Source organism: Dellaglioa sp. CoH-56-MRSF-14, assembly GCF_056782115.1.
The window spans coordinates 170,386-188,575 of sequence record NZ_JBXAYB010000002.1; the positions used below are offsets into that span (position 1 = coordinate 170,386).

Consider the following 18,190-nt stretch of genomic DNA (forward strand, 5'->3'; position numbering starts at 1 on the left):
AAGAATATGTTACCAAATCCTTTAAAGCTATTAAATTATATCACTTATTGTTATAATATTTTAGATTGGAGCGTGAAATAACTGTGAGTATTAATTATCCTAATGGAAAACTTTATGAACAATCACCTTTAAATACGCAAAAAAAGTCAAATATGCTGTTGTTTGGTAAACGGGGGATGTCATTAGAGGATGATATCAACGTAAGCAACGCATTTTACCTTGCTCATAATATGGCTGTCATTCACAAAAAACCAACGCCTATTCAAATTGTAAAAGTTGATTATCCTAAACGAAGTGCAGCTGTTATTAAAGAAGCTTACTTTCAAACTGCGTCAACAACTGACTACAATGGCATATACGATGGCCACTATTTAGATTTTGAAGCTAAAGAAACTAAAAATAAAACTTCATTTCCGTTAAGTAATTTTCATGAGCACCAAATTAACCATATGAAATCATGTGTATTACAAAGAGGAATTAGTTTTGTTATAATGAAGTTCACAACCTTAGGTAAGGTCTACTTACTACCATCAAAAACGCTATTTACTTACTGGGATAAGCAGAGTGTTAATGGTCGTAAATCAATTCCATTGAAAACAGTCCAAACTGAAGGATTCGAGATACAATATACTTTAAATCCGGTCATTCCCTATTTAAAATACGTTGATAAAATGATAGAGCATCTATAATTAAGGCTTTATATAATTAAAGGAGAATTTTATTTATGGCAACAGCTGATAATAAAGGTACTACTCGTGTTGCGCGACGCGAACAAGAAATAAGCACTAACAAAAAAGGCAACAAAGGTAAAAATAGTAAAGGTAAACTTTTTAAACGTATTTTTTTGAGCTTACTTGCTCTATTCGTTATTGGCGTAATTGCTAGTATCAGTTTATTTTTCTATTACGCCAAAGATTCACCAAAAATAACATCAAGTAGTCTTGAAAGTACCCCTGCAAGTGTCATTTATGCAAAGAATGATGAAATCATCACTACCTTAGGAACTTCAAGAGTCTACGCTGAATCGTCTGACATGCCGCAACTATTAAAAGATGCCATTGTTTCAATCGAAGATAAACGTTTCTATAAACATAATGGCGTTGATCCTGTGCGAATTGTAGGTGCAGCCTTGTCAAATATCACTGGTGGATCAGCTGGTCTTCAAGGTGGTAGTACTTTAACACAACAACTTATTAAATTATCTGTCTTTTCGACAAAAGCATCTGATCAAACAATAAAACGAAAAGCGCAAGAAGCATGGCTAGCATTACAAGTAGAGCGTAAATACAGTAAATCTCAGATTTTAACGTTCTATGCTAACAAAGTCTTTATGGGAAATGGTATTTACGGGATGCAAACTGCTGCAAATTACTATTTCGGTAAAAAATTGAATAAATTAAATACAGAACAAATCGCGTTAATTGCTGGTATTCCTAATGCCCCATCTTCTTATAATCCTTACGCGCATCCAGAATACGCAAAGGAACGACGTAATGAAGTTATTGATGCAATGTTAGCAAATAACAAAATTTCGGCAAGCGAAGCAAGTACAGCTAAAGCGACACCAATTACTTCAGGCCTAAGAACATCACATTCTGCCGAAAAAGATACTTATAATGCAAAAATTTCTGATTCCTATTTAAAAGAAGTTATTCAGTCTGTTAAAGATAAAGGTTTTGATCCTTATAACAGTAGTCTTAAGATTCGTACAAACTTAGATTTGGATGCTCAGAAACGACTTTATGATATAGCTAATACAAATAACTATGTGGTCTATCCTGACAGTAAAATGCAATTAGCTGTTACCATGGTTGATTCAAAAACTGGCGCTATTTCAGCTATGATTGGTGGCCGTAAACAAACAAATGTTACTTTCGGGTATAATCGGGCTGTCGCAACTAGTCGAAGCAACGGTTCAACCATGAAACCTATTATGGATTACGGTCCTGCTATTGAATATCTAGACTACCCAACTAATCAAAAAGTTAGCGATACAAAATATTACTACCCTGATGCTACTACAAAACAATTAAATGATTTTGATAATAGCTATCTTGGAACAATGACAATGCGAAATGCTTTGATTCAATCACGTAATATCCCTGCTATTCGGACACTTGAAGCGGTTGGATTATCAAAAGCCCAAGGATTCGTCAAAAAACTTGGTGTCTCTAAGGATCAAGTTGATACTTACTCATCTGGTATCGGTGCAAACATGTCAACGACTCAAAATGCAGAAGCCTATGCAGCATTTGCAAATGGTGGAACTTATCACAAAGGGACTTATATTTCAGAAATTGAAAGAAAAGATGGTACAGTTGAAAATTATTCTAGCTCAGGTACTAGAGCACTGAAAACATCAACTGCTTATATGATTACTGATATGCTAAAAGGTGTTATTAATAGTTCTAATGGTACAGGTACGGCAGCTCAAATACCGGGTCTTTACCAAGCGGGTAAAACCGGTACTACTGATTATCCATCAAATGTTGCTTCTAAATTTCCATCTAGCGCAGTTATGGATTCATTATTTTCCGGCTATACTTCAAATTACTCAATTGCAGTTTGGACAGGTTATGATTCACCATTAGTCGCAAATAACTACTTAGATGTTAATTCTCAACATCTAGCTGTAGGTATTTATAAAAACTTAATGCAGTACGTTTCCCAATCAGTTTCAAATACGGATTGGACAAAACCTTCTGACGTTTATCTGAAAAATGGCGAATTATCATTAACAGATTCATCTACTGCAGAAACAACAACAGCAGATAGCAGTTCATATTCAGTTCCTAAGATATCAAATAGTTCTAGTTCTTCAGAAGAATCTAGTTCAAGCAGTTCTTCTAGTTCAAGTAGTTCTAGTTCTTCAGAAAGTTCTAGTTCATCTAGTAGTTCTAGCTCCGCTATTAGTTCAAGTGCTTCATCTAAAGCAGACAGCAGTAAAGCCGTTTCGTCTGCTACTCGTTAAATAAAAACCTGGCGATATTCAGTTAAAATTCTGAATATCGCCAGGTTTTTATTTATTTCATTAATTTGACCAATGATATAGGGGTATTTCCGGTTTATCATTAGATTCTTTTGTATTGTCATTATTCTTCACATTATTTGAAAAGTTCTGTTGTTGTCTTTTTTCTTTATCTTTTTTTATGTCTTGACTTGTTTTTATATGCTTCTTTTCCCAATTTAGTAAAATTCTATCCATATATTTTAAACTGTATGCCTGATTAAGGACAGCTTCTTTCAACGCCATCAAAATTAGTTCTGGAATATAGTGGTCTTGATCAATCCACATGCTAATACTTTCTAATTCCATTGGTGATAAAGGTCTTCCAAATTCAACTTCAATTTTTTCATAAACCTCTTTTCGAGAATTATTACTCTTAACAACTTCAACCTTTTCTTGTGTCCTATGACTTAAATTATTTAATTTTTCATATAACACACTAAAATCAAATTGATCGGTGCTGTACCCATTTGAATCATCAATTGTTTTGATAGAAATAACTTTTTTTTCGATTAATTTCTGCAGTAATGTATAGGTTTCCTGGGCCGTCACGCCCATTTGACTGGCAATTTGATTTGTATCTGGAAATTTATTACCTGCTTGATTAAAGCTTAATAGATGGATTAAGAAAATTAATTCATCACTTGATAATCCAATTTTTCGATAATTCCGTAAAATTAAATTAGACACATGGGTTTCCCCTGCTTCTAAAAATTGACTCATAAATGCATCCATAACGAAAATGCCTCCTTAATTAAGAAAAGAACCTTAAACAATTTCGTTTAAAGGTTCTTTTTCTCTACTTTTTTATGGGTAAATACGGTTTAATAGACGTGGGAATGGAATAGCCTCACGTATATGTTCTTCACCTGTAATCCAAGTTGTTGCGCGTTCTAATCCAAGACCAAATCCTGAATGAGGAACACTACCATATCTTCTTAAATCTAAATACCATTCGTAATCTTTTTCGTTCAATCCAGCTTTTTTAATTTGTGCTATTAAGTTATCTACATCAGTTTCACGTTCTGAACCACCAATAATTTCGCCGTAACCTTCAGGAGCTAATAAGTCAGCACAAATAACGACGTCTTCTCTCGTTGGATGTGGTTTCATGTAAAATGGTTTAATTGCTTTAGGATAGTTTAAAACGAATACTGGCATACTGAAATGTTCTGCCAAATAAGTTTCTTCAGGAGATCCAAAATCATCACCCCATTTAGTATCAGGAAATTCACCAGAATTTTGTAATAATTCGACGGCTTCATCATAAGAAATTTTAGGGAATGGTGTTTTTGTATAACTTTTTAAGACTTCTTTATCTCTTTCGAGAATATCTAAAGCATAGTCACAGTTATCTAAAACATTTTGTACTAAGAACGCAATATATTGTTCTTGTACTTCAAGACTTTGTTCTTGGTGCATAAATGCCATTTCGGGTTCAATCATCCAAAATTCAATTAAATGGCGTCTTGTCTTAGATTTTTCAGCTCTAAAAGTTGGTCCAAATGAGAATACTTTACCAAAGGCCATTGCCCCAGCTTCTTCATACAATTGACCTGATTGTGACAAATAGGCATCTTTGTCAAAATATTTAGTATGGAAAAGTTCAGTTGTACCTTCTGGTGCACTACCAGTTAAGATAGGCGCATCAATCTTTATAAAACCTTCTTTATTGAAAAATTCATATGTTGCGCGAATAATTTCATTTCTAATTTGCATAACTGCATATGGTTTCGTTGAACGTAACCATAAATGACGATGATCCATCAAAAATTCTGTTCCATGATCTTTAGGTGTAATTGGATAATCTTGACTATCACCAACTAATTCAAGTGATTTAACTTCAATTTCATAGCCAAATGGTGAGCGTTTATCTTCATGAATCTCACCAATAACGTAAAGGCTAGATTCCTGATGTAACTCTTTTGCCATTTCAAAAGTTTCTTCACTGACATTACTTTTTATCACGACACCTTGGAAAAAGGCACTTCCATCTCGTAATTGTAAAAATGCAATCTTACCACTTGATCTTTTATTAGTAAGCCAAACACCGATTTTTACTTCTTCGTCTACATGGTTTTTAGCATCAATTATACTAATTGTTTTCAATAAACTTCCTCCTCATTACGGTCCTAGTTGCTAGATCGATTTCATTCCTTTTATAATATCATTAGTCAGATATATTAGTCCATAAGACAATTATATATTTTCAACGGATTTTAAAACTTTACCATTTGAGAACTGCAGTGTTTCATAACAAAGAGCTTTTTTCTTGTTCAAATAACTCACTTCCCATGCAGGTACACCGTTGTATATACCAAGTCCGACATTCAATATTTTACTAGGTTTTTTTTCATTCCAGATATAAGTTAAAATATCATTTTTTGTCTTACCATTTGATTGTGATAAGACTTTAACTTTTCCACCTTTTTGAGCAACAATCACATAAATTCTTTTATTAGCTTTTGTTGTCCCTGCAACTGTAAAATAAGTTGCATCCCTATTATATCTATAAAATGCTGTTTCTTTATCTAGTTTTGCGTATTTTTTAGCAATTGTAACAGCTTCTTTTTCAGCTGTAGCCATCGGTGATTTTGCGCGATTATATAAAATAAAAGCACTTACCACAATAACTAATATCGTACCAAGTATCGAAAGAAAAACGATGTTTTTTGATTTTTTGGGGGATCTTCGCATGATCAATTTTTCTCCTGTCTTAGTTTTATACGGTCATATTATAACAGACATTATCTAATTCTGATTAACTATCAGAATTAGATAAAAACGTCTTTAAATCAATAATAATATCTGCCAATGGTTCATTTATAAGTTGTAATTCATCCGGCAATACTTCAATCATTTTTTTACCATAACTTTGATTTATCAATCGATTGTCCAATGCAATCATTGCCCCTTTATCGGTTGACGTCCGAATTAAGCGTCCAAACCCTTGTTTAAGCTTCATTGTTGCTCTAGGCAGTGAATACTCACTGAATACATCCCTACCTTGACCTTCAAACTCTTTTTCTTTCGCCTTTACATTTAACGACTCTGGAGACTCAAATGGTAACCGCGTCACAATTAAAAGTTCTAATCTATCATTTGGTAAGTCAACGCCTTCCCAGAAACTACCAGTACCCATTAAAATAGCGTCTTTACCTAATAAAAATCGTTTTTTTAATTTTTCAGGCCGTCCTGTAACACCCTGAACTAAAAGTTCACGATCAAGATGTAACCCTCTTTTTGTTAATAACCCATAAACATTTGCTATCGTATCAAGCGAATTAAATAAAATTAACGTTTGTTTACGTTGTGATTTTATAATCTCATAAACTGAATCAGCCAAGTAAGATTCATAAAGCTCTTTTGATGATCGAACATCAAAAGCATCACTTGCTACATACAATTTAGCTTGGTTACTATAATCAAAAGGACTCCCTAATTTTTTGATTTTGTAATTATCATCTTGTATATCTAGCTGATCAATAATGTAATCAGGATTACCTGGTAGTAACAAAGTCGCCCCAGTAAACGTCAGGTGATTAAAGTGCCGATAAATTACTTCAGAAAGAAAATGAGTTGCATCTGATAAACTAAATTCAAATTGCATTTTGTCTGTTTGTCCGTTAATCGGAAAACTTAACCAAAGCACCTTTTCATTTAGCTTGTCTTGATTTTGTTCAAATATAGTCCAGCCCTCAGTTTCTGCAAATAATTGCTTAAAAAAGTTATGAACACGATTCAAAAGCTGTTGCTCATCTTGGCCGATATTTTGTTGGCTTTTTGCAGCGATATAACGATCTCGTAAAATGGCATCATCTCTTTTTAAAACAGTTATCACTTTTAAAACAGATTCAAGCATAATTTTATTTCGATTAATCAATCCAATTAGCTCAGTTGATTTTAAAATAATTGCTTTTCCGGTCGTTTCATTTTTTGCTGCTGAATTCCTACTAATTTGTCGACCATATTCTCTTGAAAATTGTCTGATGAGTAACTCAACTGATTCCCGTAATTTCCTAATTTCTGTTAATAATTGATTGTTTTCACTAGCTGTTAAGAAATTAATTGCCATTAAGTCATTAAAAGAAAATTTTTGTGAACTTTGTATGCTAGTCAATAATGAATCACACATATTAATAATTTTCCAGAATCGAATGCGTCCTTTATTTGACTGTAGAGCAACATCAGCAAGATGCTGTGCTTCATCTACAATTAATTCAGGCGCAAGTTTTGTACGATCTGAGTTAAATAAACCAGGATGCTTCATTAAAAAAGCATGATTTGTAAAAATAATTGCTGACGATTCAACTTGTTTATATAACGTATTAATAAAGTCAACTTCAAAAAATTGATCAGTTAATACTAAACTCCCAACCCCTTGATGTTCAATTTGATTAAAAATGGGATTTTGATAACTTGAAAGTTTTAATTCATCAAGTTCACCAGTTTTAGTCATTGTCAGCCATACTAAGATACGTATTTTCATTAAAGCTATCTGTCCAGAGGTTTCTTTTTGTGTTAATTCTTTTTTAAACGCCGCTAAATTTATATAATGGTTACTGCCCTTCAAATTTACTGCAGCTGTTTGAAAAGGCAATAATTTGTTAAGTAACGGTAATGCCTGATTCATCAACTGGGTTTGAAGTAATGTTGTCGCACTACTAATCACAATTTGTTTGCGATTTTGAGCATGATAAGCTGCTGGAATTAAATAACCTAATGTTTTACCGATTCCTGTAGGAGCCTCAATAATTAATGTTCGATTTCCACTTTTTAAATGTTCAGAAATAAGGTCCATCATCTTTGCTTGTTCAGGTCGCCAACTTAATTGTTTTTCAAATATTTTTTTCTTATCTACTTCTGCTTCAGGATAAACATAATTCGTTAAATTAAATGTATCTTGTTTCCTACGTTGAAGGACAATCCCTCCAACAATGTATAGATGATCTGGTAGTCTTTCCTGTCTTCTATTTTTATCACTGTACGCATCAGAAAATAATTCATTTGTATTTCTTAATAAAAATGAACTTAAACGATTTATTTCAAATAAGGTTTCTCTTGGAATCGTTTCTAGTCGAGTTAATAAGAAGATAAATAACTCAGCTGTCACATGGGCATCACTATCGGCATGATGCGGATTTTCGTGAGTCAGATTCAAATATCGACTCAGATCTTTTAATTTAAAACTGGGTGCTGTTGGCAATAAGATTTGACTAAGCTGTACAGTATCGACACCTTTTATTGATAATGCAGGATAGCCAACTCTTTCTAACTCACTATTGATAAATGGCAAATCAAAGTTAATATTATGCGCAACAAAAACTGTATCTTGGAGAATCGCGTAAATCGTTGCGGCGACGTCTTCAAAATAGGCAGCCTTTCTGATTTGACGGTTTGTAATCCCTGTTAATTCTGTAATAACTTTCGGAATTGCCATACCAGGATTAATATCAAACGAGAAAGAATTTATTATTTGATTTTTTTGAACTAAAACGCAACCAAATTGGATCATTCGATCGCCACTTTTAAGATTTGTTCCCGTCGTTTCAATATCCACTACAGCATAAATCGTATTTTTATTCATTGAAGTTTATCACCAGTCTTTTTAAGTTAACGCATTTATGTTTATTTTACCATATTGATTAAAGAATCATATGCCAAAAACTAAATCATTATAAATTCTCAAAGTTCATCCAGTCCATTATAGCTATAACGACAATTTTAAGGTATGATAATGGAAGTAAATTCATCTAGAGAGGACTCTTTTTTTGAACAATTTGTCAGATAATACAGAAGCAAAATTTCTTGGTACTAGCCATGCTAAAATTATATTAATCGGCGAACACTCTGTTGTTTATAGCCAACCCGCTATTGCCCTCCCTTTACCAAATGTTAAAATATCAGTTTTAACGGAAGCAATGGCAGATAAACAATGGATCACAAGTCGTTTTTATAGTGGTGAACTGAAAAATGTTCCCATGAATATGCGTGGCATTAAGCAAGTTATCCAGTACATTTTAAAATCATTGAATAAACGACATCAATCATTTAAATTAACGATTGAAAGTGACATCCCATCTGAACGAGGGATGGGTTCTTCCGCTGCCACAGTTATTGCCATAATTCGAAGTTTGTACGCTTTTTTTGATACGAAAATCGAACGCGATGAACTTCTACTTATTGCCAATATCGCTGAAACAACCACACATGGTTCTCCAAGTGGTATCGATGCCGCAACAACCAGTAGCCGCGATCCCATTTGGTTCATTAAGCACCAAGAGGCTTACCCTGTCCCATTAAACATAGAGGCAACCTTAGTGATTGCTGATACGGGAATCAAGGGCCAAACGGGTTTAACTGTTGGTCAAGTTCGTGATCGCGTCTTATCAAGTCCTGACGTTACTGAAAAAATAATTTCCGAACTTGGTCAATTAACAAGTATGGCTAAGGCACAAATTGCGACAGATGATGCTATAAGTTTAGGACACACATTATCTAGGGCTCATCATTTACTAAAATCTTTAGGTGTTAGTCATCCCAAATTAGATGCACTTGTCAAAACAAGTCTAGAAAATGGCGCTTTAGGTGCCAAACTTACCGGTGGTGGTGGCGGTGGCTGTATGATAGCCCTAGTTAAAACACCCGAAGAAGCTTTAAATCTAAGCCATCTCTTAAATCGTAATGGTGCCATTGCAACTTGGATTCAACCCCTTAAAAAGGAGTCACAACATATTGAAAAATAAAATTTCAGCTCGCGCCCATACTAATATTGCACTCATTAAATACTGGGGTAAACAAAATAAAGATTTAATTATTCCTTACAACAATAGCCTATCCTTAACGTTAGATCATTTTTATACCGATACTACGGTAACTTTTGACGATACGCTAACTGAAGATACCTTCTTTCTAAATTCTAAACAAAAAAAGGATAACAAAGTATCAGCCTTTTTAGATATTGTTCGTAATCAAGCACAAAAAAATATTTACGCTAAAGTAGAATCAATAAATCACGTTCCAACTTCAGCAGGACTTGCGTCATCAGCGAGCGCATATGCTGCACTTGCGCTTGCTGCTAGTCAAGCAATTGGTTTAAATTTAAATAAACGCGATTTATCACGATTAGCACGTCGTGGTTCTGGTTCAGCTAGTCGCTCTATTTTTGGTGGCCTAGTTGAATGGGAAAAAGGTCACAATGATGAAGACTCCTTTGCTATACCGATTGAAGAAACGATTGATTGGGATCTTCAAATGATTGCTATTATGATTAATAGTCATGAAAAAGCGATTGATTCTCGTTCTGGAATGCAACATTCCGTGGACACATCACCTTTCTACAATGAATGGGTTAAATCTTCTGAACGTGATTTAATTGATATGAAAAAGGCTATTATAGAGAAAAACCTCGAAAAAGTTGGTCAAATTGCTGAAAATAATGCAATGAAAATGCACGCAACAACTTTAAGCGCTAATCCCAGCTTTACTTATTTTAATCCTGACAGCATACGTGCTATGGATGCTATTCGTGACTTGCGTCAAGAAGGTATTACCTGTTACTTCACAATGGATGCTGGTCCAAATGTTAAAATAATTTGTTCCAAAACTGAAACACCTTATATTTTAAATAAATTAAGTCCACTTTTTGGTGCAAAAAATCTTTTGGTTGCCAAGCCTGGACCTGGAGCGACACTTATTTAGTGTTATCCATATTGAAAGGAATTGAGCTATTTGATCACCGCTAAAGCACCAGGAAAACTTTATATTGCAGGAGAATACGCAATTGTTGAACCTGGATCACCAGCAATTATTGTTGCTATTGATCAGTTTGTAACTGTAACAATTAAAAAGAGTAAAGAAACAGGTAGTATTTCATCTAAACAATACCAAGAAAATTCTTTATCTTGGTATCGTCAAGGGACAAAAATTATTTTTGATAATCGAGATAACCCCTTTCACTACATATTATCGGCGATTCATTTAACCGAATTATATGCACAATCCATCGGAAAACAGATGGTTAATTATCATGTCAATATTGATAGTGATTTAGATAGTACTGATGGTAAAAAATATGGTTTGGGCAGTTCTGCTGCGGTTACCGTAGCAACCGTTCGTGCCGTTTCACAATTTTATAATTTAAAATTAACGGATAACGCTCTATTTAAATTATCAGCAATGGCTCACCTAGATGTTCAAGGAAATGGTTCACTCGGAGATATTGCCGCTAGTGTTTATGGCGGATGGATTGCTTATTATTCATTTGATCGAGAATGGTTAAAAATTATGAGACAAGGTACGCCACTAACCGAACTTTTATCTATGGATTGGCCTATGCTTTCTGTCCAACGCCTACCGCAACCTAAAGATTTAGAATTATTAATCGGTTGGACTGGCTCTCCAGCTTCAACTTCCATTTTTGTTGATAAGATGGCCCTTTTTAAAGCAAAACAAAAAAAGACTTACTCTGAATTTTTAGAAGATTCAAAAAAATGTGTCACTGCAATGATTGATGGCTTTAAATTAAACAATTCCATCATTATTCAACAAGAAATTACAAATAATCGAATGATTTTACAACAATTAGCCGATGCTAGTCAGGTAATAATTGAAACCGAATCATTAACTTCCCTTTGTAATTTATCAGAATCCCAACATGCTGCCGCAAAAACATCAGGTGCTGGCGGTGGTGATTGCGGTATTGCATTAGCAACCTCTGAAACAAATCGTACTGAATTATTTAAAGATTGGGCACAAAATGATATTCAACCTTTGGATATCAAAGTGACCTTATAGGATAAGGAGTTTTTTATGATTAAAGACGATAATTTAATTCAAAGTCACAGAAAAGATGAACACGTATTTATCGCCGAAAAATTATTCAATACGGAATCAAAAAATCAATTGAATGAGATCAAGCTTATTCCTTCAAATTTACCTGAACTTTCTATTAATGATATTCAATCTAGCGTTGAGCTTCCAAATTTCTCGTTTCAATCGCCCTTTTATATTAATGCTATGACTGGTGGCAGTGAACAAACGGGTATTTTAAATCAACAATTAGCCGAAGTTGCAGCTATCACAAATACACCAATCGCGACAGGTTCTCAAAGTATCGCCTTAAAAGACCCTTCTAAGGCTCATACATTTAAAATACTTCGTGAAAAGAATCCAAATGGTCTCATTTTTTCTAATTTAAGCGCCAATGCAACACTAGATCAGTCAAAAAGAGCCGTTGATATGATTGAAGCAAACGCCCTACAAATTCATATTAATGCCGCTCAAGAAATTATTATGCCAGAAGGTGAACGTGAGTTTTATTGGTTGAAGAATATTGAAACAATCGTAAATAAGCTTGAAGTACCCATTATTGTTAAAGAAGTTGGTTTTGGGATGTCTCATAAAACGGTTCAACAATTAGCTGATATTGGTGTACGTTATGTTGATATTTCTGGTCGTGGCGGCACAAATTTTGCCATGATTGAAAACGAACGTAGACATGCTAAAGATTTCTCCTTTCTAGAGGATTGGGGCTTAACTACAGCTGAAAGTCTCATTGATACAAAATCTCTGCAAACAGGCTTAACAATTTTTGCCTCTGGTGGTATTCGTACCCCATTAGATATTGTTAAATGTCTCGCTTTAGGCGCTAAAAGTGTTGGTATCTCTGGTGCATTCTTACACATTCTCAATAAACAAGGTCAAGATGCGCTAACAAATACCATATCAGATTATCAATCAAAAATTAACATGCTTATGCTGTTACTTGGCACCAAAAATTTAAGTGATTTAACAAAAATTAGAATGATTTTATCACCTGAGTTACAAAATTTTAAAAATCAAATATAATCATGTTTACATAAAAAACGCCAAATCAGTTAGATAATGAATCTAACTGATTTGGCGTTTTTATTAATTATTACGTTTATTAACTCTTCTACGGATAACAAAGTAGAAAACAACGGAAGCAACGATAAATAGAGTACCTTCGAACTCATACAGAGCTATCATATTTGTTTTAATCGAAAATTGTGACTGACCAATCGCAGTTCCTATTAAGCCACCAACTAAGAATGATCCCATGTAAATTAGCAAGTTATTCCAAATAATAACTTTTTTTGATTGTTTGATAAATTTCTGATTACGAATTTGTTTACTAACACCAACAATCCAAATATAAGTTGCGACCATAACACTAGCAATAACAGCCATTAAGCCCACCGCTTGTTGCCAATGTCGACTAATCCATGAGTTATTAGTTAAAATTAAATTATCATTAACCTGTTTGGAAACTGTTGTATTAGTTAATTCGGTCGTTAACACATTCTTAGTCACGACATGCTTTGAATCAAGAATAATATTTGTATTATTTGCCTTCAATTTACTTATGTCTGCAGTTGACATTGCAATAAAAATTTGATTATCCAACTCAGAATTGTATTTATCACCCATAATACCGATGACAGAAACGTATTGCCCATTTAATTTATAATACTGCTGATGAAATGGCGAGTATAATTTTTTTTCAATATTTCGACCAACTACTGCTACCGGAACTTCAGATAAAAAATCATTATTTGAGAAAAAAGTTCCAGAAACCATTGGTGGCTTATCATAACTACCCTTCGCATAAAAATAAGAAATATTTTTTTTGTTTTTTACTTGATAATGAATTTGAAAATCAGAAATTTTTTCTGATTTTGCTAACGTTGTATTATATTTATCTAAATTTTGTTCTTTTGTTTTAAGAACATATGCATTTTTAGATAGATTATGATTATCTAATTTTGTGATTAAATCTTTTTCCTGCATCTTAAAAAATAAAAATGTGGTAAAGAATGTAAGTAGTAAGATAGCTACTATAAATATGTATCTTCTTCGCATCATCAATTTAATTTCCCCCTAACTTTTAATGGACACCGAGTGCCATTTTTGCATACCTAGACATACGTTCAATTGACCAGGCTGGACTCCATATAAATTGTACAGTTACTTTTTTTATTTCTAGCACTGGCTTTAACGCATCTTCGACTAAATCAGATAGAACACCTGTTAACGGGCAACCCATAGTGGTTAAAGTCATTTGTACATTACAATTATTGTCATTGTCTAATTCAATCTCATATACTAAACCTAAATTAATAATATCCATATCCAATTCAGGATCCATCACTTTTTCTAAATGTGTCAAAATATCTTGCTTAATTATTTCTGCACTTCGTCTTTCACTCATAGGATTAATCCTCTCTTGAATAGCTAATATTACTAGTTTATCGTTTCTATTTTAGCATTGCAATCTATTGTTTTAATGTTACTGAACTCTTTACTTTTTCTAAAAAATAATGTTATACGGCGCCAAAGTTACTATGAAGCCGGATTAAATTAAAGATACGATTTTATAACAATAGATAAAAAAAGGTTAAATACGTTTGAATACTGCATACTCAAATGCTATCCTGAACTAACTAAGATAAAAAACTGTAAATCTTACTACACATAAGTTAAGTTGATGGAGGAACAATAACGATGAACAAAAAGTTAATTACAATTGATTTAGATGGCACAACTTTAAATAATAATGCAGAAGTTAGTTCAACAACAAAAAAAGTACTTACTCAAGCAACAGCTGAAGGACACATTGTCAGTATTGTAACGGGACGCCCATATCGTATCTCAAAACAAATTTATGATTCATTAGGGTTAACAACTCCAATGATTAATTTTAATGGTGCCCTGGCACATATTCCACATAAAAATTGGGATAAATCATACGAATATACAATTAATCGAGATATTGTTTTTGATATTCTTAACGCTAGAAAAGAATTAGGTATTAACATGTTAGCAGCCGAAGGAAAAAATATGTTATTGGCTGACAATGCAAGTCAGCTAGTGAAAGGCTTTTTCCCACAAGTTTTAAGATCAAATCAAATTCTTAATAAACAAAATTTACAACATGATCCGACATCAATTACGATGTTTGTCGATCAAGATAAAAAACAATTAATTACATCTAGACTACTTGAAAAATATGGTGATGTTATCGAAGTCAACACTTGGGGCGGACCAAAACCTGTTCTAGAAGTTGTTTCAAAAGGGATTCAAAAAGCAATTGGTGTTTCTTATCTAGCAGATTACTATGGTATCTCTCAAAAAGATATCGTTGCTTTTGGTGATGAAAGTAATGATAAAGAAATGCTTTCATATGCTGGCTGGGGTGTGGCAATGAAAAATGGTACTTCTGAAATTAGAGGTCTAGCCAATGATGTTACCTCTTTAAATAACCAAGAAAATGGGCTTGCTCATTACTTAAAAAATTATTTAAATTTAGCTAAATAATCGTTAATTAGTAACAGATCAGTAATGGTCTGTTATTTTTTTATAAAAAATGACTTCTGGAATATACCAGAAGTCATATTTAATGATATTTATTTTTCGTCGCTTTTTAGAATACCACCGACACTATAACGATCTTTACGCATTTCATTTAAAATTACATGGATATGCTCTGTAGGTGCACCAGTATTTTTTGAAACAGCTTCAGTCACATCTTTAACTAAATTTTTAAGTTGTTCTTGTGAACGACCTTCAATTAAATCAATATTTATAATTGGCATAACGAATCTCCTTTTTATTTAGTTGATTGCCCTTTTCTTAATAATTCTTGTTGGTCTGAGTTTAGGAAATTGCCTTCAATATCAGCGGTATTAACTAAGTTCATAAATGCATTTGGATCAACATCACTAATTGTCATTTTTAAATTATATAATTCATAACGTGTAATAACTAACATCAAAACTTTACTTTCTTCATTTGAGAAAGCGCCCTTTGAGTCAATAACTGTAATTCCACGAATTAATGATTTTTGGAGCGCTCCAACAACTAAATCTGCTTCTTTTGTAACAATAAATGCTGTTAACTTTTGATGCGATGTATGGATGTCGTCGACAACTCTAGACATAGCATAATTAGAAATAATTGTATACAAAGCACTTTCCCAACTGAAATAAAATCCAGCCGTTAAAATAATAATCATATTTGTTGATAACATTAATGAACCGACTGTTTTACCTGTCGTTTTAGCTAGAACAAGTGCGATGATATCCATCCCACCAGTTGAAAAACCAAATTTTAATGCTAATCCAACCCCAATACCACTTATTACACCACCAAATAATGCTGCCATTAATGGATTAGTTGATAATTGATGAACGGGTAAAATTACCGTAAAGAGAGATGAAGAAGCGACGGTCAGTACACTATAATATGTAAATGAACGTCCTACTTTATACCAGCCTAATATACCAATTGGAATATTTATTAACATAATTAGATATCCAGTACCAATTTTAATATGAAATAGATCATAAAAAATAGCAGAAAGTAATTGGGCAATACCATTGGCACCAGCTCCAAAAATATTTCCTGGAATCAGAAAGAAATTAAGGGATAATGCAATTAATAATCCCGAAAATACAATTATAACTAGTCGTTTATTTTTATCAGAAATTGATAACTTCATAAATCTCCCTCCTATTATATGTGACTCTTTTCATTTTACCTTTTATTAAACAATAATATTAATAAAATGAGTAATCTCTCATTTTAAATTTCTATTAAACTAACCTTATACAGCGTAACCGGTTAAATACGAATATTTATTTACAAATGGCGTTTAAAAATAGCAATTAAATGATAAAATGGTAATATCTAAATTTATTTACTGGGAGGAGAAATATCCATGACGACAGACCCTTTTAATTTTTCAGCATGTACAAGTGTTTTAGCTGGTTCTAAAGCAACTGCAGATGGGTCGACTTTTATTGGCCGTAATGAAGATGCAAAAACAGCATGGCCAAAACATTTTGTTATTCATGCTCATACAGAATTTGAACAATCACCTTTATTTGAATCACCAGATAATCACTTTAAAATGCCATTACCAAAAATTCGTGGTAAATATTCAGCTACTCCTGAATGGACACCAAAATTTGGTGTTTTTGAAGAAGATGGCTTTAATGAATATGGTGTGGCTATGAGCGCTACTGAAAGTGCATACGCTAATAGCCGGGTTCTCAGTTACGATCCCTTACTAACTGAAAACGGAATTGGTGAGGAAGCAATTGTAACAATTACTCTTCCCTATATTCACTCCGCAAAAGAAGGTGTTAGTTACCTTGGATCATTAGTAGAAAAATACGGTTCAAGTGAAACAAATGGTGTCTTGTTCTCTGATCAAAAAGATGTTTGGTATATGGAAATTGCAACCGGTCACCATTGGGTTGCGCAACGTATTCCGGATGATTCTTATGCAGTTGTTGCCAACCAACTAGCTATTCAAGAAATTAACTTTACTGATTCCGCTAATTTTATGTTTAGTTCTGGTATTCAGAAATTTGTTTCTGATAATCATTTAAATAACCAAAAAGATTCATTTAATTTTAGAGATATCTTTGGAACTCATGATCAATCTGATGCCATTTACAGCACACCAAGAGTTTGGTATGGCCAATTACTTTTAACACCATCAGTTGCTTCACAAGATCCTATGAGTATGAATTTACCGTTCATTCGTCAGGCTGATCATTTAATTCAACGTGAAGATTTAGAACAAATTCTTGGCTCACATTTCCAAGGAACTCAATATGATCCGATTGGAACTGGTTCAATCAGTGATAAACATAAATTCAGACCCATTAGTTTAGCAAAAACACAAGAGTCTCATATTTTACAAATTAGACCTGATTTACCTTTTGAAATTGGTGGTATCCATTGGCTATCAATGGGTGTTACGGCTCAAAGTGCTTATGTACCTTTCTTTGCTGGTATTACGGATACACCGGAGAATTATAAAATTGGTACCGATGTATATGATGACAAATCTGCTTACTGGTTATATAAACAATTAGGTATTTTGGTTGATTCACATTACTTAGAATTTAGCTCATTACTGAAAGATCTCCAAAAAGATTTAATTATCCAATTCAATGCCTCCGTAAAACGGATTCAAACAGAGGCAATTTCTAAAAGTGGTACAGACCTAACAGATTTTTTAACTGAAGAAAATCTAAAAATTACTGAAGCTGCTGAAATCAAGGTTAAGGCCTTAATTAGTCAGCTAATTACATTATCAACTGACCTATCACCATTAAATTTTAAAACTGACCAAAACTTATAAATATA

Annotated in this window: 16 protein-coding genes; 8 read left to right on the forward strand and 8 right to left on the reverse strand. The window is 33.2% G+C overall.

What is annotated here, in order from left to right; all coding sequences use genetic code 11:
• Positions 1-83: 83 nt before the first annotated feature.
• Both recU and AC1RPX_RS02625 read left to right on the forward strand, forming a co-directional pair.
• Entirely contained in the window at positions 84-689 is a 606-nt protein-coding gene (recU, locus tag AC1RPX_RS02620; protein WP_481761292.1) for a Holliday junction resolvase RecU, read from the forward strand.
• 35 nt (positions 690-724) lie between these two features.
• On the forward strand, positions 725-2,971 hold the full coding sequence (locus AC1RPX_RS02625) for a transglycosylase domain-containing protein (RefSeq protein ID WP_481762177.1): 2,247 nt from the start codon (positions 725-727) through the stop codon (positions 2,969-2,971).
• A gap of 60 nt (positions 2,972-3,031) precedes the next feature.
• Here AC1RPX_RS02625 and AC1RPX_RS02630 read toward each other — a convergent pair whose 3' ends face one another.
• The 4 genes from AC1RPX_RS02630 to AC1RPX_RS02645 form a co-directional block, all read right to left on the reverse strand.
• Complete coding sequence (locus AC1RPX_RS02630; RefSeq protein ID WP_481761290.1) at positions 3,032-3,742, reverse strand: DnaD domain protein; 711 nt, start codon at positions 3,740-3,742, stop codon at positions 3,032-3,034.
• A gap of 72 nt (positions 3,743-3,814) precedes the next feature.
• Positions 3,815-5,116, reverse strand: a complete 1,302-nt coding sequence (gene asnS / locus AC1RPX_RS02635) for an asparagine--tRNA ligase (protein WP_409022573.1) — start codon at positions 5,114-5,116, stop codon at positions 3,815-3,817.
• A 90-nt stretch (positions 5,117-5,206) separates the two neighbouring features.
• Complete coding sequence (locus AC1RPX_RS02640; protein WP_481761289.1) at positions 5,207-5,704, reverse strand: cell wall elongation regulator TseB-like domain-containing protein; 498 nt, start codon at positions 5,702-5,704, stop codon at positions 5,207-5,209.
• Between the two features lie 64 nt (positions 5,705-5,768).
• Complete coding sequence (locus tag AC1RPX_RS02645; RefSeq protein WP_481761288.1) at positions 5,769-8,594, reverse strand: helicase C-terminal domain-containing protein; 2,826 nt, start codon at positions 8,592-8,594, stop codon at positions 5,769-5,771.
• A gap of 184 nt (positions 8,595-8,778) precedes the next feature.
• On the opposite strand from AC1RPX_RS02645, the gene mvk reads away from it, so the two are divergent.
• Genes mvk through fni form a run of 4 tightly spaced genes read left to right on the forward strand, consistent with a single transcriptional unit; the run spans position 8,779 to position 12,856 of the window.
• A complete protein-coding gene (gene mvk, locus AC1RPX_RS02650) occupies positions 8,779-9,753 on the forward strand; it encodes a mevalonate kinase (RefSeq protein WP_481762176.1) in 975 nt (324 codons plus the stop codon).
• Positions 9,743-10,708, forward strand: a complete 966-nt coding sequence (gene mvaD / locus AC1RPX_RS02655; protein WP_481761286.1) for a diphosphomevalonate decarboxylase — start codon at positions 9,743-9,745, stop codon at positions 10,706-10,708. The genes mvk and mvaD overlap by 11 nt, the downstream gene beginning before the upstream one ends.
• Before the next feature lie 30 nt (positions 10,709-10,738).
• On the forward strand, positions 10,739-11,803 hold the full coding sequence (locus AC1RPX_RS02660) for a phosphomevalonate kinase (RefSeq protein WP_481761406.1): 1,065 nt from the start codon (positions 10,739-10,741) through the stop codon (positions 11,801-11,803).
• A 15-nt stretch (positions 11,804-11,818) separates the two neighbouring features.
• The gene (fni, locus tag AC1RPX_RS02665; RefSeq protein ID WP_481761285.1) at positions 11,819-12,856 is read left to right on the forward strand and encodes a type 2 isopentenyl-diphosphate Delta-isomerase; all 1,038 of its coding nucleotides are present in this window, start codon (positions 11,819-11,821) and stop codon (positions 12,854-12,856) included.
• 63 nt (positions 12,857-12,919) lie between these two features.
• On the opposite strand, the gene AC1RPX_RS02670 is transcribed toward fni, so the two are convergent.
• Complete coding sequence (locus tag AC1RPX_RS02670; RefSeq protein ID WP_481761284.1) at positions 12,920-13,894, reverse strand: ABC transporter permease; 975 nt, start codon at positions 13,892-13,894, stop codon at positions 12,920-12,922.
• 22 nt (positions 13,895-13,916) lie between these two features.
• Positions 13,917-14,240 carry a metal-sulfur cluster assembly factor gene (locus AC1RPX_RS02675; protein WP_481761283.1) on the reverse strand — a complete coding sequence of 108 codons (324 nt, stop codon included), beginning with the start codon at positions 14,238-14,240 and terminating at the stop codon, positions 13,917-13,919.
• 293 nt (positions 14,241-14,533) lie between these two features.
• Here AC1RPX_RS02675 and AC1RPX_RS02680 point away from each other — a divergent pair, with 293 nt between their 5' ends.
• The gene (locus AC1RPX_RS02680) at positions 14,534-15,346 is read left to right on the forward strand and encodes a Cof-type HAD-IIB family hydrolase (protein ID WP_409022582.1); all 813 of its coding nucleotides are present in this window, start codon (positions 14,534-14,536) and stop codon (positions 15,344-15,346) included.
• Between the two features lie 89 nt (positions 15,347-15,435).
• Here the strand turns inward: AC1RPX_RS02680 and AC1RPX_RS02685 are convergent, their stop codons facing one another.
• Complete coding sequence (locus AC1RPX_RS02685; protein ID WP_481761282.1) at positions 15,436-15,624, reverse strand: 2-hydroxymuconate tautomerase; 189 nt, start codon at positions 15,622-15,624, stop codon at positions 15,436-15,438.
• Positions 15,625-15,638: 14 nt separating this feature from the next.
• Positions 15,639-16,529, reverse strand: coding sequence for a YitT family protein (locus AC1RPX_RS02690; RefSeq protein ID WP_409022584.1), 891 nt, complete (start codon positions 16,527-16,529; stop codon positions 15,639-15,641).
• A gap of 219 nt (positions 16,530-16,748) precedes the next feature.
• On the opposite strand from AC1RPX_RS02690, the gene AC1RPX_RS02695 reads away from it, so the two are divergent.
• Positions 16,749-18,185, forward strand: a complete 1,437-nt coding sequence (locus AC1RPX_RS02695) for a C69 family dipeptidase (RefSeq protein WP_481761281.1) — start codon at positions 16,749-16,751, stop codon at positions 18,183-18,185.
• The last annotated feature ends 5 nt before the right edge of the window (positions 18,186-18,190 follow it).

What these genes read in the sequence shown, in the direction of transcription:
- AC1RPX_RS02685 (WP_481761282.1), bottom strand. Translation starts at nt 15,624, where the DNA reads ATGCCAATTATAAATATTGATTTAATTGAAGGTCGTTCACAAGAACAA.
- AC1RPX_RS02670 (WP_481761284.1), bottom strand. Translation starts at nt 13,894, where the DNA reads ATGATGCGAAGAAGATACATATTTATAGTAGCTATCTTACTACTTACA.
- AC1RPX_RS02630 (WP_481761290.1), bottom strand. Translation starts at nt 3,742, where the DNA reads ATGGATGCATTTATGAGTCAATTTTTAGAAGCAGGGGAAACCCATGTG.
- AC1RPX_RS02640 (WP_481761289.1), bottom strand. Translation starts at nt 5,704, where the DNA reads ATGCGAAGATCCCCCAAAAAATCAAAAAACATCGTTTTTCTTTCGATA.
- fni (WP_481761285.1), top strand. Translation starts at nt 11,819, where the DNA reads ATGATTAAAGACGATAATTTAATTCAAAGTCACAGAAAAGATGAACAC.
- AC1RPX_RS02625 (WP_481762177.1), top strand. Translation starts at nt 725, where the DNA reads ATGGCAACAGCTGATAATAAAGGTACTACTCGTGTTGCGCGACGCGAA.
- AC1RPX_RS02695 (WP_481761281.1), top strand. Translation starts at nt 16,749, where the DNA reads ATGACGACAGACCCTTTTAATTTTTCAGCATGTACAAGTGTTTTAGCT.
- AC1RPX_RS02645 (WP_481761288.1), bottom strand. Translation starts at nt 8,594, where the DNA reads ATGAATAAAAATACGATTTATGCTGTAGTGGATATTGAAACGACGGGA.
- AC1RPX_RS02675 (WP_481761283.1), bottom strand. Translation starts at nt 14,240, where the DNA reads ATGAGTGAAAGACGAAGTGCAGAAATAATTAAGCAAGATATTTTGACA.
- AC1RPX_RS02680 (WP_409022582.1), top strand. Translation starts at nt 14,534, where the DNA reads ATGAACAAAAAGTTAATTACAATTGATTTAGATGGCACAACTTTAAAT.
- AC1RPX_RS02690 (WP_409022584.1), bottom strand. Translation starts at nt 16,529, where the DNA reads ATGAAGTTATCAATTTCTGATAAAAATAAACGACTAGTTATAATTGTA.